The sequence below is a fragment of the Roseococcus sp. SYP-B2431 genome (assembly GCF_004336745.1).
GTDB lineage: Bacteria > Pseudomonadota > Alphaproteobacteria > Acetobacterales > Acetobacteraceae > Roseococcus.
The window spans coordinates 647683-669822 of the sequence record NZ_SJXD01000022.1; the positions used below are offsets into that span (position 1 = coordinate 647683).

Below are 22140 nucleotides of genomic sequence, written 5' to 3' on the forward strand. Positions count from 1 at the left end.
GCTAGAGAACGCGGATCGGCCGGCCCGCCAGGAAGGCCAGCACGTCCTCCAGGGCGTCGTGATAGCGCGCCAGGACATTCTCGCGCGTGCGGCCGCCGATATGCGCGGTGAGCAGCGTATTGGGCAGCTTGCGCAACGGGTGGTCGGCCGGCAGGGGCTCGCGGTCGAAGACGTCCAGGCCCGCGCCGGCGATCTTGCCGCGCCGGAGCGCCTGGATCAGCGCTTCCTCGTCCAGGATGGGGCCGCGCGAGGTGTTGACGAGGATGGCGTCCGGCTTCATCGCGCCGATCTCGTCGCGCCCCACCAGCCCGCGCGTGCGCGCGCTCAGCCGCGTGTGGATGCTCACGACGTCGGACCGCGCGAAGAGCTCGCCCTTCGTCACCAGCCGCGCCCCGGCCTCGGCGCAGCGCGCGGCGGTGAGGTTCTCGCTCCAGGCGATCACCTCCATGCCGAAGGCCAGCCCCACCCGAGCCAGGCCGGCGCCCAGGAGCCCCAGCCCGAGCACGCCGAGCGTCCGCCCCGTCAGGCCGCGCCCGAGCCCCGCGCCCCAGCCGCCGTGCCGGATCGCCCGGTCCTCGGCGGGAATATGCTTCACCAGGCCGAGGATGAGTCCCCAGGCCAGCTCCACCGTCGCCATCTCGAGGCCCAGCGTCGTGCCGCAGACCGTCACGCCCCGCGCGGCCAGCGCCGGCAGGTCGAGCGCGGCGTTGCTGGAACCGTGCGTCACCAGCAGCTTCAATCGCGGCAGCTGCGCGAGCAGGGCCGCATCGAAGCGCGTCTCCTCGCGCGAGGTCACGACCATGTCGCAATCGGCGAGCAGCGCGGGCGCCTCGGCATCGCTCACGCGGCCATGCAGGCTGAGCGTCACGCCCGGCGGCAGCCGCGACCAGTCCGCGGCCTCGCGCGCCAGGCCGTGATAGTCGTTGATGATGGCGAGCCGCATCAGGACGGCCGCAGCCCCGCCAGCTGCGCCGCGCGCCGTGCCTTCGCCAGCTCCTCGCGCAGGAAGCTGGCGAAGCCGGCCGGCGTCCGCTGCGCCGCGCTGCCCGGGATGGCGCCGACCTCGGACACGCGCGAGATCACCGCGGGTTCCGCCATCGTCGCGGCGAAGGCCGATTGCAGCGCGCCGAAGATCTCCGCCGGCGTGTTCGCGGGCGCGAGCAGCCCGCCGTAGCTTCCGGCGGTGAAGCCGGGGAAGCCGGCCTGGTCGAAGGTCTGCACGCCCCGCAGCAGCGGGAAGGGCTCCGGCGTCGCGATGGCGATGATGGGGGCCTGCCGGTCGCGGTGCAGCGGCAGGGCCGAGGGCAGCTCGACGAAGGCCGCATCCACCGTGCCGCTGATGAGGTCCGGGATCATCGCGCTGCCGCCGCGATAGGGCACGTGCTGGGCGCGCAGCTGCGCCGCCGCGAGGATCAGCTCCAGCGCGAGGTGCCCCGCGCTGCCCTGGCCCGGCGTCGCCACGGTGATCTCGCCCGGCCGCGCGCGCATCAGCGCCACGAATTCCGTCATGTCGCGCACCGGCACCTTGGTGCTGACCTGGCAGACCATCGGCAGGATGCCGACCATGCCGACGGGCATGAAGTCGCGCTCGACGTCGTAGGGGATGCGCGCCATCAGCACGGGATTCGCCGTCAGCGGCCCGCCCGCGCCGAAGAGCAGCGTGTAGCCGTCCGGCGCGGCGCGCGCGACCAGCTCGGCGCCCACGCTGCCGCCGGCGCCGGTGCGGTTCTCGACCACCATGGCCTGGCCCAGCCGCTCGGACATGCGCTGCGTGAGGATGCGGCCGAGGATGTCGGTATTGCCGCCGGCGGCGAAGGGCACGATCACGCGGATCGGCCGGTCCGGATAGGCGGCGCGCGCGGGGCGGGGCAGCAGGGCCAGAGCGGGTGCGGCGAGGCTGGCCTGCATCAGCAGTCGGCGTGAGGTCATCGGCGGTTCTCCCTGCCCGGCGTCTCCGGCCGGTGCGCGCCGATGATGACGCCCGGATCGCGGCGGAGACAAGCCGGTGCTGATACAGGCCGGCTTGCCGCGAGGGAGGGCATGGACCAGCATTCGCCGGATCGGGGAGAGACCAGGATGGAACAGCGGCGACTGGGTCGGACGGGCATTTCCGTCTCGGTGCTCGGCTATGGATGCGGCGCCATCGGCGGCCTGATGGTGAAGGGCAGCGAGGCCGAGCAGGACCGCGCCATCGGTCGCGCGCTCGATCACGGCATCACCTATTTCGACACCGCCTTCGCCTACGGCGAGGGCGGCTCCGAACGCAATCTCGGCCGCGCGCTGAGGAAGCTGGGCGCGAGGCCTGTGGTGGGCACGAAGGTGCGCGTCTACGACCCGCAGCGCGGCGACATCGCGGGCACCATCGCGGCCTCGCTGGAGGGGAGCCTGCAGCGCCTCGGCACGGAGTGCGTGGACCTCTTCCAGCTGCACAACCCTATCACCGCGTCGGGCGGGAAGCCCGCCTTCACCCCGGAGCAGATCCTGGGCGAGGCGGTGCCGGTGCTGCAGAAGCTGCACGCGCAGGGCAAGCTCAAGTTCTACGGCATCACCGGCCTCGGCGACGCGCCGGCGCTGCGGAAGGTGCTGGATCAGGGCGGCTTCTCCACCGCGCAGATGCCCTACAACCTGCTCCAGCCGAGCGGCCTCGTCGCGGGCTCCGCGACGCCCGATCTCGACGGCGTGATCGCGCATGCGGCGGCGCAGGATGTGGGCGTCATCGCGATCCGCATCCTGGCCGGCGGCGCGCTGAGCGGCACGGAGGCGCGGCACGCCTATGGGGCGCAAAAGGTGGAGCCCATCGCCTCCGGCGAGAGCTACGCGGCCGACGTGCAGGCGGCGCTGAAGCTGAGGCCGCTGGTGGAGGCGGGATGCGCCGGAGACCTCGTGGAGCTGGCGCTGCGCTACGCCATCGGGCCGCGCGAGATCTCGACCGTGCTGGTCGGCACCTCGAGCCTGGAGGAGCTCGACCACGCCGTGGCTTCGGTGAACAAGGGCCCGCTGCCGGAGAGGGCACTGGCGATGCTGCTAAAGTCACGATGAGCCTGGGGATTGAGCGGTCGGCATTGATCACTGCGCCGATTCGGGCCCGCTATTTCGGAATTCAAAGGAATTCGCGCACACTAAATCTTGTGTAGGGATCGAGGTTCTCCCTGGGTTTCCCAGAGATCAGATACTACCCCTGGGAATCTCGTTGACTCGCGGGGCTGACTTGTGCGGAGTCGATCGGTGCGGATTTGGATGAGCCGTCGGGTCTCGAACACCCGACGGCCCTGATGAATCCGATCCCGCGTGGCAGGCGCCGGGTGCGGGGCAGGAACTCACACAAGCGGATGGTGAATCCAACCGCCGTTCCAGGTCAAGCCCGGCGTCGTTGGCACGGCTCGCTTCAGGCCTGCCGTAGTCTGATGAGGTGCGACCATGGCCGTTCGGCCCTATCCTTCCTACTGGCTTTACAAAGACAATCGCGGCGAGTTCCGTTGGACTTACGATGCGTCCAACGGCCGAACGATCGCAGTGTCGAGCGAAGGCTATATGCGCAAAGCGGATTGCCTTCGCAGTATCGACATCATGAAAGCGTCCAGCGGCAGTCCTGTGTGGATGCCGTCCGACATCGCGAACGCCGCGTAGCCTATCAAGTAGCCCCGCCGCGTACGTCGTGGCGGGGCGTTTGAGTGCTGGCCTTCCTACCATGGCAACCACACATTCGTGGGTGCGTTGCCTGCGTCATGAAGCGCTATGCCAAGCAGGACTTCCCGGTCGGGAACACCCGGCGCCATCTGGAGCCGGGGCCCATCGTGCTGGTCAGCTCCGCCTGGAAGGGCGAGACCAACATCATGACCATGGGCTGGCACATGATGCTGGGTTTCTCGCCCGCGCTCTTCGGCTGCTACATCTGGGACGCGAACCACAGCTACGAGCTGCTGCGGCGCTCGAAGGAATGCGTGATCAACGTGCCGGAGGTCCATCTGCTGGACAGGGTGATCGGCATCGGCAACAGCAGGGGCGGCGATCTCGACAAGTTCGCGGAGTTCGGCCTGACGGCCGAGCCGGCGGAGAAGGTCTCCGCGCCGCTGATCCGCGAGTGCTACGCGAATTTCGAATGCCGCCTCCATGACGCGAAGCTCATCCGCACCTACGGCATCTTCGTCTGGGAGGTGGTGAAGGCGCATGTCGCGAAGTCGCCGAGGAAGCCGAGGACGGTGCACTACCGCGGCGAGGCGGAGTTCATGGTGGCCGGCGAGGCCGTGAAGCGGCCGAAGCTGTTCAAGCCGGCAAATCTGTAGCGGCGGGCCGCCGCCCGGGGCCGGAACTCATCTCACTTCACGAAATCGACGATCAGCGAGATCGGCAGCCCGCCCGCCCGCCGGTCGTGCGGCGGGGCCCGCATCACGAACATCTCGTCCTCCGGATAGTCGAGCATCACGTACTCGGCCGTGTTCACGAAGTAGTGGTGGAACCGGATCTCCGCGCAATGCTCCAGCTTCGAGCGGCGGATGAGGCCCCAGACCAGCTGCCAGGTGGGGAACCAGAGGTGCGCGTTGCCGTTGGGCTGGAACTCCACCTTCCGGCGCTTGCCTTTCCGGTCCCAGGCGACGCTGCCTCCCATCCGCAGATCGGCGAGAATCTGGCCCTCCTCGTCGAAGACGCAGCGCTTCAGCAGGAGGGGCGAGCCATAGTCCGGCAGGCTCAGCCGGAAGATGCCGCCCGGCTTCAGGGCGCGATGGATGTCGTCCAGCACGGGCGGCAGCTCGTCGTAGGGCAGGTGCTCGAAGACGTCCTGCGACTGGATCTTCTCCACGGAGCCGTCGGCGACCGGCAGGCTTTCCCGCGCGTCGTGCCGGATCTCCCGGCTGTGCTGCGGGAAGAGCGCGAGGCCCATGAAGCGGCCGGAGGCATATTGCCGCTCGCCGGTGGTGAGGTTGCCGAAATACAGGTGCTTTCCGGCAAGCGCCGGGTGGATGGCTTGGCTCACGCGGTCGTCTCCCTGGTCGCGGCCCGGGCAGGCTAGGCGGAAAGGCGGCGCAGCCCCAGCCCTCCGGCGCCGGCCCTGCCCCCGGTTCATTCATGAACGAGAATGTTGACGGATCGCCCGGCTTCGGGCTTCGCTGCGCGGCCCTCCGACGGCGAGACGCGACGGCGCGGGCCAAGGATCGGAAGCCTCATGTCCTGGCACATCAGCCTCACCCGCTTCGCGAGCGCGCATATCGTGAAGAAGCAGGACGCCGTGAATTCCTGCGGGATCGCGTGCATCCTCATGGTCAACTTCAAGATCAAGAAGGGCCTGATGTTCGCCGGGCTCTCGGCCGGCAACGCCGTCTCGGCCGTGCCGGTGCCGGGCGCCTCCTATGTGGGCGCCACGCTCTCCCGGGCGGCCATCCAGATGGCGGTGAAGTCGGAGCCGCAGGTCTACAAGATCTATGGCCAGGTCGTGGGCACGATCTATGACGGCACCTCCTACACCGACGCGAAGAAGCATCCGGAGGTGCTGAACCGCCTGGGCCTGGGCAACTGGGAATGCTTCTGGGCCGGGCCGGACGGCGTCGCCGCGGCCATCCAGGCGCAGGCGAAGGCCGGCGTGCCCTGCATCGTGCATGTGAAGTGGAAGGCCGGCGGCGCGCATTTCGTCTGCATCGACGAAGTCCACAGCCCGTTCGGCACGGCCTATGCCTGCGTGAACGATCCCGCGGATGGCGAGGTGGTGGTCACCGCCCTGACTCCCAACCCGATCGCCTATCTCGACAATGCCGGCAGCTTCTCGGGCTGGATCGTGCGGCGCGTGTCGTCGCCGTGACAAACCGGGCCGGGCTCCCCACCTTGGCCCGATGTCGAAACATGATCGCCCCTGCATCAAGGTCTGCCGCTACGACGACGAAAGCGGCTGGTGCCTGGGCTGCGGGATGAGCCTGCGCGAGAAGAAGAGCTGGAAGCGGGTGGCGGCCTATCGTCCGGCCATCCGGGATTCGCTGCCGGCGCGGCTGGAGGCGCTGGCCTCGGAGGGCTTCGTCACCGGGCCGGAGGCGGACGGGAAGCGCCGCAAGGCTTGACGCCCCCGGCCGCTAAAGCCCCCGCAGGAAGTCGCTCAGCGGGCGGATGCCCTGTGCGTCCCACCCCGGCGGCTCGGCCCTGGCGCGGGCCCGCACCTCGCGCGGGGTCGCGCCGAAGGCCTGCCGGAAGGCCCGGCTGAACCGCGAGGCATCCTCGAAGCCGAGCTGCGCGGCGATCTCCGCGATCGTGCCGGGGTGGGAGGGGTCGCTCAGCCTCGCGAGGCCCACCTCCAGCCGCAGCTTCCGGATGTAGTGCGCCACGCCGCCCTCGCCCTGCAGCAGGCGGTAGAGCTGGGTGCGCGAGACGCCGAGCGCGCCGCAGAGCATCCCCGCATCCAGCTGCGGCGATTCGATGTTCCGCCGCACGATGCGGCGGAGCCTGTCTCGCCGCGTTGCGTCGATCTGCCCGGCGGCGAGGCGGATGCGCTCCGGCGTCGGGATCACGCAGGCGCCGATCATGGCCCGCGCCGCGGCGTTCACCTGCGGCAGGTCGGCCGGCGCCAGCTCCGGCAGGCTGCGGACCAGGTTGCGGAGGAAGTGGCCGAGCAGCCGGCCGAGGCCGGTTTCCAGGAGGAGTCCGCGGGCCGCGTCGAGCTGGGTGGCGATCTCGGCGAAGCTGTCGCGCGGCAGGTAGATGTGCAGCCGCTCGTCCGCCGCCCGCTCGCTCGCCAGGTCCACGCCCAGTGAGACGAGGAAGGGGATCCCGGCGGGCACGGCGACGGAATCCTCCGGCGTGCGGATGCCGGTGTCGTGCTGGCCGAGCGTGAGGCACCAGTGGTCCACCGGATTGCGCCGCACCAGCTCGCGGCTCCGCACCGCCCGCAGGCCGGGCGCGGAGACCTGGCCGATGCCGAAGCCGTCCAGCGCCCAGTAGCGGCTCTCGGCGAGGAAGCCCTGGCGCGCCTCGTCCGGCTTCTCCACCTCGAAGACCGAGGAGAACCAGCCGCGCCAGGCGTCGAGCTGATGCGCGCGCGGCAGGCCATGGGTGGACATGATCTCGGGCGTCATGGTGCTCCTGTCGGGATCGGACCGGGTCAGGCAAGTTCGCGAGCTTCCTATAGAGGCAGGCCGGCATCTCCGGCACGCAACGATCGCGGGACGGCCATGGGAAGGGATCAGGGCTGGCTTTCACGGCGCCGGCCCGCCATCCTACGATGGCGGGCGGCCCCTGGATCGGGAGCGCCAGGGGAGTGTTGTCGCGCCCGCCCTCCGGCCGCCGACGACCCGGCCTGGCCCCGCCCCGACCTGGCCATGGGAGCCGACATGACTGCACCCGCGAAACCCGTCCTGCTCACGGGCGCCTCCGGCAATCTCGGCCGCCACCTGGCGCGGAGCCTCGGCGCGCTCGGCTGGAACCTGCGCCTCACCGACATCGCGCCCTTCCCGGACCCGCTGCCGGAGGGCGCGGTCTTCGTGAAGGCGGATCTCAACGAAGGCCTCGCCATCCTGCGGCAGGCGGAGGGCTGCGGGGCCATCCTGCATTTCGGCGGCGTCTCCGTGGAGCGCCCCTTCGAGGAGATCCTCGGCCCCAACCTGCGCGGCGCCTACCACATCTACGAGGCGGCGCGGCGCGAGGGCGCCCGGGTGGTCTTCGCCAGCTCCAACCACGCCATCGGCTTCCACGAGCGGCCGCAAGGCAATCAGCCCAGGCTGGACTTCGACGACGACTTCCGTCCCGACGGCCATTACGGGCTGTCAAAGGCCTATACCGAGCTGATGGGCCGCATGTACTGGGACAAGCACGGCGTCGAGAACGTGAACCTGCGCATCGGCTCCTGCTTCCCCAAGCCGGTCGACCGCCGGATGCTCTCCACCTGGCTGTCCTACGCGGACCTGACGCGGCTGGTCGAGCGCTGCGTCGGCGCCGAGCGGTCCGGGCACGCGGTGATCTGGGCCTGCTCCGACAATCCGGCCTCCTATTGGGGGGCGGACCATCGCGAGCGGATCGGCTGGGCGCCGCAGGACAGTTCGGAGCCCTTCCGGGCGGAGGTGGAGCACATCACCGCCGATGCGGTGGCGGAGCGCTACCAGGGCGGGGGCTATACGGCGATCGAGTATTCGCGGAAGGCGCCCTCGCCACGCGACGCCTTCTCGCTGGAGGGGCCGGAATAGCGCCGGTCACGCCAGCTCGGCGTCGACCATCTCCGCCGTGCCGTAGACGAGCCTTCGCTCGCGCGGGCGGTCGTGGAGGCCGAGCAGGGCCTTCGCGCGCTCGACGGCCTGGGGCGCGCCCTCGAAGGCGATCGGCCGGGCTGCCTCCTCGGCGAGGCCGATATAGCCCATCCAGGCGCGGGTGAAGGTCTCGAGGGAGGCCGCTATGGTCACGTCCACCTCGTAGCCCGGGTTCTTCATGCAGAGCTCGATCTCGGGATGGGCGATGACGAACCACCAGCGCCGCGAGGCCACCCGCGCGCCCGGAATGCCGCGGAACTCGAAGCAGATGACGAAGCGCCCGGCGGGATGGGCCGAGCGCGGGATCTGGCCGCGGACCGACATCAGCAAGAAGGCCGGGTCGAGATCCTCCGGCTGCAGGATGTTCTTCGTGTAGCGCTGCCCCCAGAGGCTGAGCGCCTGGATGATCGGCCGGAAATCCTCGCCGGCCGGCGTCAGCGCGTAGATGTTCCCGGGCCCCGCCGGCTTCTCCCGGATGGAGACGACGCCGTGCTGCTCCAGGTCGCGGAGGCGCTGGGCCAGCAGCGTCTTCGACATCAGCGGCAGCCGGCGCCGCAGGTCGTTGAACTGCGCCGGGCCGCAGCAGAGCTCCCGCAGGACGAGCGGCGTCCATCGCTCCGCGAAGAGCTCGCAGGTCTTCGCCACGGGGCAGAACTGTCCATAGCCGGGCATGCCGCTAGATCATCCAGTCGGGGACATGAAAGCAAGTCCATTTTCTGTCCTTGAAGCCCGGCGCCCTGACGAGCGAGGGTCCGGCCATTCAAAATACTGGGATGGAGAAGAAATATGCCTGACACGATCATGTCAAAAGCGCCGACAACGGACTGGATCGGCCTCGCCGATCGCATCGGCCAGGTCATCTCGGAAGCGGCATCACGCCATGACCGGGAGGAGAGCTTCGTCCGCGAGGGCTTCGAGGCGCTGCGCGCCGCCGGCTTCTTCCGGGCGCTGGTGCCCGCCGAGCTCGGCGGCGGCGGTGCCGACTACCGCGAGATGTGCGGCGCGATCCAGCGGCTGGGCCATCACTGCGGCGCGACGGCGCTGGCCTTCTCGATGCATTGCCATCTCGTGGCCGTGCCGGCCTGGCGCTGGCGGCACGAGAAGGCGCCGGTCGAGGGCCTGCTGAAGCGCGTGGCGCAGGAGGACCTGATCCTCATCTCCAGCGGCGGCTCCGACTGGCTGCCCGGCTCGGGCAAGGCCGTGAAGGTGGAGGGCGGCTACCGCATCCACGGACGCAAGATCTTCGCGAGCGGCTGCCCGATGGGCGACCTGCTGATGACCAGCGCCATCCACGACGACCCGGAAAAGGGACCGGAGGTGCTGCACTTCCCCGTCTCCTTCAAGGCGGAAGGCGTGCGGCTGCTCGACACCTGGCACGTGATGGGCATGCGCGGCACCGGCTCGCAGGATGTGGAGCTGGACGGCGTCTTCGTGCCCGATGCGGCGATCGCGGCGCGGCGTGAGCCGGGCAAGTGGCACATGCTGTTCCACCACATCTTCGCGATGGCCTTTCCGCTGGTCTATGCGGCCTATGTCGGCGTGGCCGAGGGCGCGCGGGCGAAGGCGCTCACGATCGCCCGGCTGAAGGGCGAGCCGGCGAAGCTGGCCGCCGCGGCCGGCAAGCTGGAGAACGCCTTCGCCAAGGCGGAGATGGCGCTGGACCGGATGATCACCATCGCGGAGACGGAAGCGCCCGGCCCGGCGCGGACCGGCCGCGCGGCCACGGCGCGCACGCTGACCGGCCAAGCCGCGATCGAGACGGTGGAGCGCGCGATGGAGCTGGTGGGCGGCGCCTCCTTCTATCGCGACCTGGGGCTGGAGCGGGCCTTCCGGGACGTGCAGGGGGCGCGGTTCCATCCGCTGCAGGAGATGCCGCAGCTGGAGATGACGGGGCGGCTCGCGCTGGGGCTGCCCATCGACGGCTGAGCGGGCGCCGGCAAAGGGCCCTTGCGGCGCGGCCAGGCCTGGCCGCGCCGCATTCCTCGGCCGCTCAGCGGGGGCGGGGGGCGAAGGAGCAGGTGAAGCGGATCTGCGCGCCGACCTCGTTCGCCTGCGGGGCGCCCTGGCCGCCGGCGTTGTGCCGGCGCAGGACCATCAGGACGACGTCCTTCTGCTCGTTGGGCGCCACGGTGAAGCGCGAGAGCGGGCGGGTGATCTCCCAGTTGCCGAACCGCGCGACGACGATCGACATGGTGGCCGTGATCGTGCGCTGGTGCTGATAGTCCTGGTTCTGGAACTGGCCGTGATACTCCACCTCGGAGGTCTGCCCGTTCGACAGCACGTTGCTGTAGAAGGAGTTCGTGGCGAGGACGTTGGGATTGCAGAACCGCGGCAGTCCCTGGGCGGCGACGGGGTTGGCGAAGGCGCCGAGACTCGCGACCGTGGCGAGGGCGGCGGCCGTCCTGGTGAAATTCAGCATGATTTTTCTCCTCTCCTGATTCCTGCCCGGGTTGGGCTTAGCGAGAGGATATTGCGCGGCATGCGTGATCTCGGCCATGTCGCTTCGCCTATCGCGGAAATAGGCGGCGGCCTATCGCCCGATCGGGCTCCGCCCGGCAGGGAAGCGAAGGTCAGGCCGGCTCCCAGCCGGCGAAACGCATGCAGCGCAGGATATGGGCGCGGCGGCCCTCGTCGATGGCCGCCATCATCGCGGGCGCGTAGCCGGACATCTGGGCCGCGGGCGTCATGGTCCGCTCGGCGCGGTCGCCGGCCCAGCGGTCGCCTTCCAGGATGCAGGCGTCCCGCGCCTGGGCCATCTGCGCGTCGCCGCGCCGGGTGCCGGTGAAATCCTTCCAGGCGAGGGGCAGGCCCGGCTCGAGGCCGGGCGGCGGCTCGGGATAGATCGGGGCGCAGGCGGCCAGGGCGGCGGTCAGGGCCGCTGCCAGGATAGGGCCGCGTATCGGGCCGCGTATCGGGCCGATCGAAATCCTCATGGTCTTCTCCCTCTCCTCGAAGCGGGCCGGGCTCGGCCGAGGATACCAGAGCTTTCATGCTTCGCCCCAGGGCGCTCCCCTTGTCCGCGTGGCGCGGGCCGGCCATGCTCGGGGCGGAAGCACGCCAATCGCATCACGCAGGAAGAGCACCCACGCCTGAGGAGGGCGAGTGATGCATCGTCGTAGGGTTCTGGCCGCGCCCGCGCTGCTCGTGACGTCGGGCGTGGGGGCGTCGCGCGCGGGAGCGCAATCCCTCTCGGGACGGACGCTGCAGCTCATCGTCCCCTACCCGCCCGGCGGTGGGAACGACATCGGCGCGCGGGCGCTCGCGCCGCTGCTGGAGCGGGAGCTCGGCCTTACCGTCGTCGTCCAGAACCGGGCCGGCGCGGCCAGCCAGCTCGGCATGGCGCAGGTGGCGCGCGCCGCGCCGGACGGGCTGACCATCGGCTACGGGCTCTGGCCGCAGACCACGACCCTCTACCTCGATCCCGGCCGGCAGACGCCCTTCACGCGCGAGAGCTTCACCCCGCTCTGCATCCATGTGACCGATCCGGGCGCCATCACGGTGAAGGCCGAGAGCCCGCTCCGCAGCCTGGCCGACCTGATCGCCGCCGCGCGGGCCCGGCCGGACGACTTCCGGATGACCGACAACGGCAGGTTCGGCCATGAGCATCTGGCCTCGGTCCAGCTCCAGCGGCTGGCGGGAGTGCGGTTCAACCAGGTGCACTTCCAGGGCGCGGGGCCGGCCGCGGTCGCGCTGGTCGGCGGGCAGACGGAGGCGGGAATCTTCGCCGTCGGCACCGCGAGCTCCAATGTGCGGCAGGGGGTGATGCGCGCGCTGGCGGTGTTGTCGCGGCGGGAGAGCCCCTTCCTGCCGGGCGTCCCGACGGCAGCGGCGCAGGGCTTCGACATCGTGGCGGGCTCCACCCGGGCCTTCGTGGCGCCGGCCGGACTGCCGGCAGGGCTGCGGCAGGCGCTGGCCGCCGGGCTGGAGCGGGCCATCCTCTCGCCGGAGCATGCCGAGAAGATGCAGCAGCTGTCCATTCCCATCACCCATCAGGGACCGGAGGCGTTTTCCCGCTATTGGCAGCAGGAGGAGGCGGCGCTCCGGCCGCTGATGGAGGAGCTGCTGAAGGCCGGCGGGAATTGAGGGCGGCCGGTCCGGCCTCCCGGCGGGGCGCCATGGCTCCGTCTTCCGTCCGCCAGGCGCCCTCGGGCCGCAAGGGCCAGCCCGTCGCATCCCGGATATTCAACCGGCCCACCTGCCGCGGGCAGTCCACGGGCCGCAGGAGAAAAGCATGAGAGTCGGCGTCTTCCTGTTTCACGAATCGCGCGACCCCTCGGCCGATTCCCAGGTCATCGACGAGGCGGTGCGCGAAGCCCAGCTCGCCGAGGCGGAGGGCATGGATGCCGTGTTCCTGGCCGAGCACCATTTCGACGGCAACTGCGCCTATGTCGATCCGCCGACCTTCGCCGCCGCGCTGGCCATGGCGACCCAGCGCATCAAGATCGGCTTCGCCGTCCTGCAGACCTCGCTCTACCACCCGATCCGCGTGGCCGAGCAGATCTCGCTGCTCGACAATCTGAGCAAGGGCCGCCTGATCGTCGGCCTCGGGCGCGGCAGCATGGTCAATCTGCACGAGTACAGCGGCTACGAGATCGATCCCGACAGCGCGCAGGAGCGGTTCGAGGAGATCGAGAAGATCCTGCTGCAATGCTGGACGAGCGAGTCGCTCCAGCATGCGGGGAAGTACTGGAACTTCGACGTCCCGCTGATGCTGCGGCCGCGGCCCTATACCAAGCCCCACCCGCAGCTCCTGCGCGCGGTCGCCTCCGAGGCCTCGCTCGCGGCCCAGGCCCGCCAGGGGCGCCCCGTGCTGATGGCGGCGGCGACCGCCCCGGGCGCCGCGCGCAACATCGACATCTACCGCAAGGCCGCGCGGGAGGCCGGCGTCGGCACGGACCGGATCGACTGGGCCATCTCGGAGAGCTGGGTGTCCCGCACCGCCATCCTGGCGCCGACCGACGAGGAGGCGCGGGAGGTCGGCCTGCCTTATTTCCGGCAGATGCAGACCTATCGCGCGGCCCAGAGCTCGGCCTTCGAGGCGATGGTCGCCAAGGCCAACGCGCAGCCCAACCTGCCGGTCCTCTGCGGCGCGCCCGACAGCATGATGGAGGATTTCGTCACCCTCGCGAGAACGGGCATCGGCGGGGTGAGCATCCGCTTCCGGACCGGCCCGATGCCCGCGGAGTTTTCCGCCCGCGCGCTGAAGCTGTTCATGAAGGAGATCGCGCCGCGGATCCGGGACACCGCCCTGGCGCCCGCCGCCTCCTGATCCCGTCCTGGCCGGCCTATTCCGCCCGGATGTTGTGGGACTGGATAAGCCGGGTATAGGCCGCGGTCTGCTGTGCCAGCCAGCTTGCGAAGGGCTCCGGCCCATCGGCCCGCGGCGTGGCGCCCAGCTCGGCGATCCGCGTCGCGATCATGGGCGTCGCCAGGGCGTCGCGCACCGCCGTGTGCAGCCGGTCGATCCTGGCGGCCGGCGCGCCGGCGGCCACCAGCATGCCCTGCCAGGTCCCGGCATCGGTGCCCGGCCAGCCGAGCTCGCCGAAGGTGGGCACCTGCGGCAGGCTGGCGAAGCGGGCGGGGCCGGTCACGGCCACCGGCCGCATCTGGCCATTCGTGGCGAAGGGCAGGGATTGCGTCGCGCCGGCCAGGGTCAGGCTCGCCTCGCCCGTGCTGACGGCGAGCAGCGCGGGGGCGCCGCCGCGATAGGGCACGTGCTCCATCGGGCTGCCCCAGGCGTCCGCCAGCATGACGGCGGTGAGGTGCGAGGCGGTCCCGGTGCCCGAATTCGCCGCGTTCAGCCGGTTCGGATTGGCCTTGGCATAGGCGACGAGCTCGGCCGCGTTCCGGATCGGCAGGTTGTTGGCCACGCCCAGGATATAGGGCGCGTAGATCACCATGCTGACGGGCGCGAGGTCCGACGGCTTGTAGGACAGGCGCGGGAAGAGGGCCGGGTTGGTCGCGATCGTCGTCACGTCCATCAGCACGATGGTGTGGCCGTCCGGCGGGCTCTTGGCCACGAGATCGGCGCCGATATTGCCGCCGGCGCCGGCACGGTTCTCGACCACGACGTTCTGCCCGAGGGTGCGCGTCAGCTCCGGCGCCATGAGGCGCGCCAGGATGTCGCTGGTGCCCCCCGGCGCATTGGGGATGATGAAGCGGATCGTGTGGTCGAAGGCCTGGGCCCGCAGGGCCGGGGCGGCGAGCGGCGCCGATGCGGCGCCGAGCGCCAGGCGCATGATGGAGCGACGGTTCATTCTTGTTTCCTCCCGAAGCCCGATCCTATCCCGCCCTTCAGGTCGCTGTCGCGCTTTCTCCTGCATCGCCCGCCAAGGTCGGTCCTCATTCGGAGGAAGGGCCGGCCATGCCTTTCGTCCGCAGGATCCGGTTCACGCGCTGGCCGAGCTCATCGACGGCGAAGGGCTTGGTGATGATCTCCATCCCGGCGTCGAGGAACTGCGCCTGGTCGGCCGCCTCCCTGGCGTAGCCGGTCATGAAGAGCACGGGCAGGCCGGGCCGGCTCGCCCGCGCGATCTCGGCGAGCCGGCGCCCGCTCATGCCGGGCAGCCCCACGTCGCTGATCAGGAGGTCCAGGTGACGCGCGGATTGCAGGATGGGGACGGCATCCCGCTCGTCGGCCGTCTCGATCGCACGGTATCCCAGCTCCTGCAGCACCTGCAGGACCAGCAGGCGGACGGCGGGATCGTCCTCGATCACCAGGACCGTCTCCCCCGTCCCGGGCAGCGCCGCCGCCCGCGGCTTGGCGGGGGTTTCGTCCGGCGCGCCATGATGCCGCGGCAGGAAGAGCCGGATGGTCGTGCCCGACCCCTCGCGGCTCTCGATCATCACATCGCCCCGCGACTGCTGGATGAAGCCATAGACCATCGACAGGCCCAGCCCGGTGCCCTGCCCCTGCGGCTTGGTGGTGTAGAAGGGGTCGAAGGCCTTGGCGAGCACGTCGGCCGGCATGCCCAGGCCGGTATCGGCCACGCGGATCTCGACATAGTCCCCGGCCTCGCCGCGATCGCTGTGCGCGAGATCCGTCGCGGACAGATGCACGTTGCGCCCGCCGATGGTCAGGCGGCCGCCATCGGGCATCGCGTCGCGGGAATTGATCGCCAGGTTGAGGATCGCGCTTTCGAGCTGGTTGTCGTCGGCCACCGCGGACCAGAGGTCGGGGCCCATGTCGATGACCAGCTCGATCTGCTCGCCGAGCGTGCGCCGCAGCAGGTCCTCGATCGACCGCACGAGGACCGCGACGTCCAGCGGACGGCTGTCCAGCGTCTGGCGGCGGGAGAAGGCCAGCAGGCGGTGCGTCAGCGCCGCCGCCCGCTGGCCCGATTGCATCGCGGCCTCCAGGAAGCGGTCCACGTCGTCCAGCCGGCCCTGGCTCACCCGGCGCCGCACCATGTCGATGCCGCCCAGGATGCCGGTCAGCATATTGTTGAAGTCGTGCGCGATGCCGCCCGTGAGCTGGCCGACCGCTTCCATCTTCTGGCTCTGGCGAAGCTGGTCCTCCAGCAGCTTGCGCTGCGTGACGTCGCGGCCGATCCCGTAGATCGCCCCGCCTTCCGGCACGACGGTCCAGCTCACCCAGCGAGGGTCGCCGCCCTTCGTCCGCATGCGGATGTCGAATTCCGCGATCGCCTCGCCGTGCAGCAGATGCGCGAGATGCGACCTGGCGGTCGCCGCATCCTCCGGATGCGTCAGCGCCTCGATCGAGGTGCCGATGAGCTCCGCCTCGTCATGGCCCAGCAGCCGCGTCCAGGCCGGGTTGACGGCCCGCAGCCGCCCGTCGGGGCCGATGACGTTGAGCAGGTCGCGCGAGAGGTTCCACAGCCGGTCGCGCTCCTGCGTGCGCTCCTCGACGCGCTCCTCCAGCTTCTCCGTCAGCAGGCGCAGCGCGGCCTCGGAGCGCTTCGTCGTGGTGATGTCGTAGATGACGCCCGTGAAGATCGTTCCTCCCGCCAGGCCCGCGCGATACTCGCCGCGCGAGGCCAGCCAACGTTCCTCGCCCGTATCGGCGCGGGTGATGCGGAACTCGTGGGAGGCCGTGCCGGAGCTGATGCGGCCGTCGCGGTTCTGGATGAGCGCCGGATCCTCGGGATGCACCAGCGCGTTGATGGTGCGGACCGGCAGGCTCTGGGCCGGCCGGAGGCCGAGCAGGCGGCAGAATTGCTCCGACACCTCCGCCGTGCCGTAGCCCGCGACGTATTCGAAGGAGCCGACCTCGCCCGCGGTCTGGGCGATGTGCAGCCGCTCCTCGACCTTCCTCTGATCGGTGATGTCGGTCAGCACCCCGGCGAAGCGCAGCGGCCGCTCCGCCGCGTCCAGGTAGGTCCGGCCCCGGGCGGCGACCCAGCGGATCTCGCCGTCCACGACCACGCGGTAGTCGCGCGCGAAGACCTCGGCGCCGTGCAGCGCGCCCGCCACGGCGATCCGCAGCCGCATCCGGTCCTCCTCATGGACCGCGGCGAAGAAGGCGGCGGTCGGCAGGCCCGAGGCGGCCGTCGCCGCATCCAGCCCGTAGATGCTGGCGAAGCGGGCGTCGGCGACAAGCCGCTTGCTCGCGATGTCCCATTCCCAGGCGCCGGCCGCCCCGGCGACCGATTGGACGACCCGCAACCGCTCCTGCACCTCGGCCAGGCTGCGGCGGCTGGCGCGCAGCTCCCGCGCCGCCGGGTCGTCGGCGTATTCGGAGCTGACATCGGCCTGCGTCGCCAGGCGGAAGGCCGGCGCCCCGTGCCCGTCCCGGATGGTGGCGATGCTGATGCGGTTCCAGAATCGCTCGCCGTCCCGCCGCCGGTTGAGCAGGTCGGCGGTGACGGGGGCGTCCGTCGCCAGCGCCTCGCGGATGCGCGCCCGCGCCTCGGTCTCCGCCGGCTCGGGCTGCAGGAAGCGGCAGTTGCGGCCGAGCGCCTCGGCGGCCGGATAGCCGGTCAGCGCCTCGAAGGCGGGGTTCACATGGAGGATGGGGTCGTCCGGCAGGAGCGCGTCCGTCAGCACGATCGCCACGGCCGAGGCCGTCAGCGCCTCCAGCCAGGGCCCGCCGAGCGCGGCCAGTTCCTGGCGCCGCCGGGACGGGATGTCCGGATGCCGCTCCGGCGTCGGGATGTCGCTCACGGCGCCCGGACGCCCTGGCCTGCCCGGGCTTCCCCCATGCTCAAACCTCGTCGCCGATCACGCGCCGGATGAACTCGGTGATCAGCAGGCGCAGGGCCTGCAGCGAGGGCAGGTCCATGAGCATGGCGATGTAGCCGCGGATGTCGCGGTCGTTGATCGCGAAGTTGATGTAGAGGAACAGCACCACGCCGCCCTCCTCGGTGCTCACCTGCATGAGCTCGAAGAGCCCGACGCCGTTCCCGCGCACGACCTGGGGCAGCGACATCGTCAGCGGCCGCTGGAGCATGTTGGCCATGGTGGCGAGGCAGCTGTTGAGGACCACATTGCCCGTCTCGGTGAGCGCCTCGTCCTCCATCTCCGCGGCCTCGGCATCGGAAAGCGCGCTGCCGGCGACGGCGCGCACCAGTGCCATGCTGTTGGATTCGGGGAAGATGAGCAGGGCGCGGCCGGAGAAGACGCCCTCGAAATCCTGCCGCACCGCCACGAGATCGCCGCTTTCGCGCTCGCGGATCAGGGTGGCGGCCCCGCCGCGCGTCACCACCTCGAGCGAGGGGACGGAGAGCAGCACCTGCTGGCCGGCCATCTTGCGCAGGCTGGCGGCTGCGCGGCTCACGCCGATATTGACCAGCTCCGTCAGCGCATCCCGCTCCATCTCCTCCAGCGGAACGACGTGGTCGCTCATGGGCGGGGGGCGCGCAGCCGCAACGCCGCGCCGGAAATGAAGCCCCTTGCGCCCTCCTCGGTGACGGGCTTGGCGATGAAGGTGGCGTTCGCGGCGCGGGCCCGGTCGACGATCTCGTCCTGGATATTGGCGGTGGCGACGGCGATCGGCATGGCGGGAAAGCGCCCGCGCAGCTCCTCCGCGAGATCCAGCCCGTCGCGGCCGGGCATGTTGAAGTCGATGATCACCACATCCACCGGCTTGGCGGCGATGACGGCGACGGCCTCGTCGGCATTGCCGGCCTCCAGGCGCTGCCAGTCGGGCTGCAAGGCCGCAACGACCTTCCCGACCACGATGCGGGCCAGCTTGCTGTCGTCGACGATCAGCACCGTCGTCTCCATGAAGTTCCTACTCCTGATACGGCCGGATACTGGCCTGTGTGATGACTATATCCGCGGCGGGAGGCGCTGTCTCTCGCCCGCCAGGGCCGGGAGCAGCAGTTCCCGCAGGAAGGGGTCGGCGGGAACCCCGGTCAGCGGAGGGGCAAGGGCGAGGATCGCCTGAGCCACGGCGGCATGCAGCCCCTCGCATCGGGTCAGATCAACCGCCGAGCCCGGCAGTCGTTGCAGCAGCGCCGCCAGGACTTCGGCATCCTCCACGCGGCACAGGCCCTCGAGGCGGATGACCGGGCCCTCCTGCGTCACGCTCATGGCAGGAGCTCCGTGGGGTCCAGGATCATCAGCACGGCGCCGTCGGCCAGGAGGGTGGTGCCCATCACGCCCGGCGCGCCGGCCAGCAGGCCCGTCATGGGGCGCACCACCGCGTCCATGCGGTCCAGTACGGCATCGACCGCGAGGCCCACCAGCTCACCTCCGGCCCGGGCGACGACGACGCGCTGCGCGCCCGGCGCCGGCTCGGGCGCGCCCACCAGGGCGCCCAGGGCGACGAGCGGCACGGGCCGGTCCCGCAGCAGGAAGGCCCTGCCGGCGCGGACCTCGCGGATGCGGTCGGGCGTGACGCGCGCGGTCTCGACCACGCCTTCGAGCGCGAGGCCGTAGCGGTCCGGTCCGCAGGCGACGATCATCACCTTGGTCAGCAGCGTCGCGACGGGCAGGACGAAGCGCACCATCGTGCCGCGCCCCGATGTGCCGGCGACCTCGACCCGCCCCCCCAGCGCCAGGGCCGCGGCGCGCACCACGTCCATCCCGACGCCCCGGCCCGAGACCTCGCTGACGGCGGCGGCGGTGGAGAAGCCGGGCGTGAAGACGAGGTCCGCCGCCGCAGCATCCCCCAGCGCATCGGCGGCGTCCCGCCGCAACAGGCCGCGCTCGACGGCGAGGTCGCGGATGCGGGCGGGGTCGATGCCCGCGCCGTCATCCGTCACCTCGATGACCACGCGGTCCCCATCCGGCCGGGCGGCGAGGCGGATCGTCCCCGTCTCGGCCTTGCCCGCCTTCCGCCGCTCGGGCGGCGCCTCGACGCCGTGATCCACCGCGTTGCGCAGGACGTGCAGGAGGGGATCGAAGAGCGCATCCACGACGGCCTTGTCCACCTCGACCTCGCCGCCCTCGGTCTCCACGCTGACGGACTTGCCCAGGGCGCGCGCGATGTCGCGGGCGAGGCGCGGAAAGCGGCCGAAGAGCGGCGCGAGCGGCACCAGCCGCACCTGGCCCACGGTGGCGTGCAGGTCGCTGACCAGCCGGTCGAGCTGCGCCTGGCGCGCCCGCAGCGACTGGCCGAGCCCATGGCCGCCCGCGAGCCGCTCCGCCTCGGCCGCCAGCTCCGCCAGGGCGCTCTTCGCGACCACCAGGTCGTCCACCAGCCCCGCCAGCCGGTCCACCCGCGCCGCATCGACGCGCAGCGTCCGCCGGGCGGCGGGCCCCGTGGCTGCGGCGCCCGTCGCGGCCGCACCCGGCCCGGCCGGCAGGAGCTCGGCCAGCTGCACCTGGTCGGCGACCAGGCGCAGGGCGGCCTGGACGGCCGGCCGCCCGGCCGCCGAGACGGCCTCGATCACGAGATTGCAGGCAAAGGGATCGTAGGATTCGAGCGGCCCCCAGCCCTCGCGCGGCAGGATGCGCAGCGCGGTCAGCGCCGGCACGGCCGCGATGATGGCGACGGGGTCGTCGCCGGAGAAATAGGCGTCCGCGCGCGGAACGTAGCGGATGGCGATGCCCGCGAGGCCGGCGAATTCCGGCGGCGCGCGCCAGGCCTGGGGCTCCGGCGCCGCCTGGGCCGGCACGCCCTCCGCCCCGCCGAGGCGCGCGACGGCGATCCGCGCCGCCTCCGCGGCGCCGGCCGGTAAGGCCCCGTCGCCCTCGATGGCGTCCAGCCAGCGGTCCACCTCGTCCACCGCCGCCAGCAGCGCGGCGAAATCCGCCGGGCCGGCGGGCCGGCCGGCGCGGATCGCGGCCAGAACGTCCTCCGCGGCGTGGAGCAGCAGCCCCATCGGCGCCAGGTCGAAGAGGCCAGTGGAGCCCTTCAGCGTGTGGACGGCGCGGAAGCAGCCGTCCAGCGCCGCCTCGTCCGAGGGCGCGCGGGCCAGCACGGCGAGATCGCGCGCCGCCGCGGCGACCAGCTCGCGCCCCTCGACCAGGAACTGGGCCATCAGCTCGTCGTTCAACAGGCCTCCTTCGGCCGCTGGAAGACCACGGCGTCCTCGAAGCGGCGCAGGGTGAAGAGGTCGCTGATGCGGCTCATGGATTCCGTGTGGCCCAGGCAGAGGTAGCCGCCCGGCGACAGCCGATCATAGAGGTTCCCGGCCGCGATCAGGCGGGATTCGTCGTCGAAGTAGATCAGCACGTTGCGGCAGAAGATGACGTCGAAGGTGCCGTGCGCCGCGAGGCTGGGCCCGTCCACCAGATTGGCCTGCGTGAAGGCGACGGATTCCTTCAGGTCCTGGATGATCTCGCGCCGGTGGCGCCGGACCGGGCCGAAATAGGCCTCGACGAGGCGCGGGGGCAGGCGCGACAGGGCCCGCTCGCCGAAGAGCCCCTCGCGCGCGGCCTCCAGCACCCGCGTGTCGATGTCCGACCCGACGATCTCGATGTTGTAGGCGTCCACCAGCGGCCAGTTCTCCAGCAGCCAGATCGCGATGGAATAGGCCTCCTCGCCCGTCGAGCAGGGGGCCGACCAGATGCGGATCCTGTCGCCCGGCCGCCGGGTCGTGACGAGGTCCGGCAGCAGCGACCGGCTGAGGCAGGCGAGCTGATGCTCCTCGCGATAGAAGTAGGTCTCGTTCACCGTGACGGCGTTGATGAGCGCCTCGCGCTCCTCCGCATCCGATCGCAGCCGGCCGAAATAGGTCGCGAAGTCCGCCGCGCGCGTGGCCGCGAACCGGTCGGCGAGGCGGCGCTCGATGTAGTAGCGCTTGCTCTCGCCGAAGAGCATGCCCGTCTCGCGGTAGAGGAAGGCGCAGATGCGCCGCAGCTCCGCCGCGCTCAGGAGGGGGGCCTCGTTCACGCCGCGTCCACGAGCTGGACGAGCCGCGCCGCGATCGCCTCCAGCGGCAGGACCGCATCCGCGCCGCCGGCGCGGACGAGTTCCCCCGGCATGCCCCAGATCACCGCCGTCTCGGCCGATTCCGCGATGGTGCGGCCGCCGGCCCCGCGCAGCGCCGCCATGGTCGCCGCGCCGTCATGGCCCATTCCGGTCATCAGGACGCCGATCAGGCGCTCGGGCGCGAGATGCGCCAGCGCGCTCGCCACCAGCCGGTCGACGCTGGGATGCCAACGGTATTTCCCGCTCGCCGGCGTCGGCAGCACGACCGGCCCCGCGGCGCGGAGACTGACCGTCATGTCGGCGTCGCCGCGGGCGACGTAGATGGCGCCCGCGGCGATGGGGGTCGGTCGCACGACCTCGAGGACGCGCAGCGCGCAGAGCCCGTCCAGCCGGCCCGCCAGCGAGGCGGTGAAGGCGGCCGGCATGTGCTGCGCCACCAGGACCGGCCAGGGGAAGTCCGCCGGCAGCGCGGTCAGCACGGTCTCCAGCGCGGGCGGCCCGCCCGTGGAGGTGCCGATGATCACCACGCCCGGCGGATGCCCGGCCGAGGCTGGCTGCCAGGGGGAGGGGCGGGGGGCGGGACGGGGCGCGGCCGGCCGCGCGGCCGGCGCGGCCGCCTGGCGCGCGCGCAGCCGCTCGGCC

The 22140-nt window shown here is 71.4% G+C and carries 24 protein-coding genes; 9 read left to right on the top strand and 15 right to left on the bottom strand.

What is annotated here, in order from left to right:
- Position 1: 1 nt before the first annotated feature.
- Both EJV46_RS11160 and EJV46_RS11165 read right to left on the bottom strand, forming a co-directional pair.
- Positions 2-943 (bottom strand): D-2-hydroxyacid dehydrogenase family protein, encoded by a 942-nt coding sequence (locus tag EJV46_RS11160; RefSeq protein WP_131548688.1) that lies wholly within the window; start codon positions 941-943, stop codon positions 2-4.
- The gene (locus EJV46_RS11165; protein WP_165585477.1) at positions 943-1929 is read right to left on the bottom strand and encodes a tripartite tricarboxylate transporter substrate binding protein; all 987 of its coding nucleotides are present in this window, start codon (positions 1927-1929) and stop codon (positions 943-945) included. The genes EJV46_RS11160 and EJV46_RS11165 overlap by 1 nt, the downstream gene beginning before the upstream one ends.
- A gap of 147 nt (positions 1930-2076) precedes the next feature.
- Between EJV46_RS11165 and EJV46_RS11170 the strand changes: the two genes are divergently transcribed.
- From EJV46_RS11170 to EJV46_RS11180, 3 genes are all read left to right on the top strand, one after another.
- Entirely contained in the window at positions 2077-3039 is a 963-nt protein-coding gene (locus EJV46_RS11170; RefSeq protein WP_165585478.1) for an aldo/keto reductase, read from the top strand.
- A 378-nt stretch (positions 3040-3417) separates the two neighbouring features.
- Positions 3418-3627, top strand: a complete 210-nt coding sequence (locus tag EJV46_RS11175) for a DUF1508 domain-containing protein (RefSeq protein ID WP_131548691.1) — start codon at positions 3418-3420, stop codon at positions 3625-3627.
- A gap of 98 nt (positions 3628-3725) precedes the next feature.
- Positions 3726-4283, top strand: coding sequence for a flavin reductase family protein (locus EJV46_RS11180; RefSeq protein ID WP_131548692.1), 558 nt, complete (start codon positions 3726-3728; stop codon positions 4281-4283).
- A gap of 32 nt (positions 4284-4315) precedes the next feature.
- Here the strand turns inward: EJV46_RS11180 and EJV46_RS11185 are convergent, their stop codons facing one another.
- The gene (locus EJV46_RS11185) at positions 4316-4972 is read right to left on the bottom strand and encodes a class I SAM-dependent methyltransferase (RefSeq protein ID WP_165585479.1); all 657 of its coding nucleotides are present in this window, start codon (positions 4970-4972) and stop codon (positions 4316-4318) included.
- Positions 4973-5161: 189 nt separating this feature from the next.
- Between EJV46_RS11185 and EJV46_RS11190 the strand changes: the two genes are divergently transcribed.
- Positions 5162-5791 carry a hypothetical protein gene (locus tag EJV46_RS11190; RefSeq protein ID WP_131548694.1) on the top strand — a complete coding sequence of 210 codons (630 nt, stop codon included), beginning with the start codon at positions 5162-5164 and terminating at the stop codon, positions 5789-5791.
- Positions 5792-5822: 31 nt separating this feature from the next.
- Positions 5823-6044 carry a DUF1289 domain-containing protein gene (locus EJV46_RS11195; RefSeq protein ID WP_131548695.1) on the top strand — a complete coding sequence of 74 codons (222 nt, stop codon included), beginning with the start codon at positions 5823-5825 and terminating at the stop codon, positions 6042-6044.
- 12 nt (positions 6045-6056) lie between these two features.
- On the opposite strand, the gene EJV46_RS11200 is transcribed toward EJV46_RS11195, so the two are convergent.
- Positions 6057-7052 carry a helix-turn-helix transcriptional regulator gene (locus tag EJV46_RS11200; protein WP_131548696.1) on the bottom strand — a complete coding sequence of 332 codons (996 nt, stop codon included), beginning with the start codon at positions 7050-7052 and terminating at the stop codon, positions 6057-6059.
- Positions 7053-7307: 255 nt separating this feature from the next.
- On the opposite strand from EJV46_RS11200, the gene EJV46_RS11205 reads away from it, so the two are divergent.
- Positions 7308-8156 carry an NAD(P)-dependent oxidoreductase gene (locus EJV46_RS11205; RefSeq protein WP_131548697.1) on the top strand — a complete coding sequence of 283 codons (849 nt, stop codon included), beginning with the start codon at positions 7308-7310 and terminating at the stop codon, positions 8154-8156.
- Positions 8157-8162: 6 nt separating this feature from the next.
- Here EJV46_RS11205 and EJV46_RS11210 read toward each other — a convergent pair whose 3' ends face one another.
- Complete coding sequence (locus EJV46_RS11210; protein WP_131548698.1) at positions 8163-8888, bottom strand: helix-turn-helix domain-containing protein; 726 nt, start codon at positions 8886-8888, stop codon at positions 8163-8165.
- A 114-nt stretch (positions 8889-9002) separates the two neighbouring features.
- Here EJV46_RS11210 and EJV46_RS11215 point away from each other — a divergent pair, with 114 nt between their 5' ends.
- The gene (locus EJV46_RS11215) at positions 9003-10142 is read left to right on the top strand and encodes an acyl-CoA dehydrogenase family protein (protein WP_131548699.1); all 1140 of its coding nucleotides are present in this window, start codon (positions 9003-9005) and stop codon (positions 10140-10142) included.
- A 64-nt stretch (positions 10143-10206) separates the two neighbouring features.
- On the opposite strand, the gene EJV46_RS11220 is transcribed toward EJV46_RS11215, so the two are convergent.
- Together EJV46_RS11220 and EJV46_RS22800 are read right to left on the bottom strand one after the other, a co-directional pair.
- Positions 10207-10635, bottom strand: a complete 429-nt coding sequence (locus EJV46_RS11220; protein WP_131548700.1) for a hypothetical protein — start codon at positions 10633-10635, stop codon at positions 10207-10209.
- A gap of 151 nt (positions 10636-10786) precedes the next feature.
- The gene (locus EJV46_RS22800) at positions 10787-11149 is read right to left on the bottom strand and encodes a hypothetical protein (RefSeq protein WP_165585480.1); all 363 of its coding nucleotides are present in this window, start codon (positions 11147-11149) and stop codon (positions 10787-10789) included.
- A 172-nt stretch (positions 11150-11321) separates the two neighbouring features.
- On the opposite strand from EJV46_RS22800, the gene EJV46_RS11230 reads away from it, so the two are divergent.
- Positions 11322-12299, top strand: a complete 978-nt coding sequence (locus EJV46_RS11230; RefSeq protein WP_131548702.1) for a tripartite tricarboxylate transporter substrate binding protein — start codon at positions 11322-11324, stop codon at positions 12297-12299.
- 148 nt (positions 12300-12447) lie between these two features.
- A complete protein-coding gene (locus EJV46_RS11235; protein WP_131548703.1) occupies positions 12448-13485 on the top strand; it encodes an LLM class flavin-dependent oxidoreductase in 1038 nt (345 codons plus the stop codon).
- 16 nt (positions 13486-13501) lie between these two features.
- On the opposite strand, the gene EJV46_RS11240 is transcribed toward EJV46_RS11235, so the two are convergent.
- The 8 genes from EJV46_RS11240 to EJV46_RS11275 all read right to left on the bottom strand — a co-directional run.
- A complete protein-coding gene (locus EJV46_RS11240; RefSeq protein WP_131548704.1) occupies positions 13502-14473 on the bottom strand; it encodes a tripartite tricarboxylate transporter substrate binding protein in 972 nt (323 codons plus the stop codon).
- An 85-nt stretch (positions 14474-14558) separates the two neighbouring features.
- Positions 14559-17339, bottom strand: a complete 2781-nt coding sequence (locus EJV46_RS11245; RefSeq protein ID WP_131548705.1) for a PAS domain-containing sensor histidine kinase — start codon at positions 17337-17339, stop codon at positions 14559-14561.
- A 40-nt stretch (positions 17340-17379) separates the two neighbouring features.
- A complete protein-coding gene (locus EJV46_RS11250; RefSeq protein WP_131548706.1) occupies positions 17380-18021 on the bottom strand; it encodes a chemotaxis protein CheX in 642 nt (213 codons plus the stop codon).
- Positions 18018-18401, bottom strand: a complete 384-nt coding sequence (locus tag EJV46_RS11255; RefSeq protein ID WP_131548707.1) for a response regulator transcription factor — start codon at positions 18399-18401, stop codon at positions 18018-18020. The genes EJV46_RS11250 and EJV46_RS11255 overlap by 4 nt, the downstream gene beginning before the upstream one ends.
- A gap of 45 nt (positions 18402-18446) precedes the next feature.
- The gene (locus tag EJV46_RS11260; RefSeq protein ID WP_131548708.1) at positions 18447-18710 is read right to left on the bottom strand and encodes a hypothetical protein; all 264 of its coding nucleotides are present in this window, start codon (positions 18708-18710) and stop codon (positions 18447-18449) included.
- On the bottom strand, positions 18707-20620 hold the full coding sequence (locus tag EJV46_RS11265) for a chemotaxis protein CheA (RefSeq protein WP_131548709.1): 1914 nt from the start codon (positions 20618-20620) through the stop codon (positions 18707-18709). The genes EJV46_RS11260 and EJV46_RS11265 overlap by 4 nt, the downstream gene beginning before the upstream one ends.
- On the bottom strand, positions 20617-21459 hold the full coding sequence (locus tag EJV46_RS11270; protein ID WP_240782510.1) for a protein-glutamate O-methyltransferase CheR: 843 nt from the start codon (positions 21457-21459) through the stop codon (positions 20617-20619). Before EJV46_RS11270 ends, EJV46_RS11265 begins: the two co-directional genes overlap by 4 nt.
- Positions 21456-22140 (bottom strand): CheB methylesterase domain-containing protein (locus tag EJV46_RS11275; RefSeq protein ID WP_131548710.1); only part of this gene is annotated, 685 nt, incomplete at its 5' end. The genes EJV46_RS11270 and EJV46_RS11275, both read right to left, overlap by 4 nt.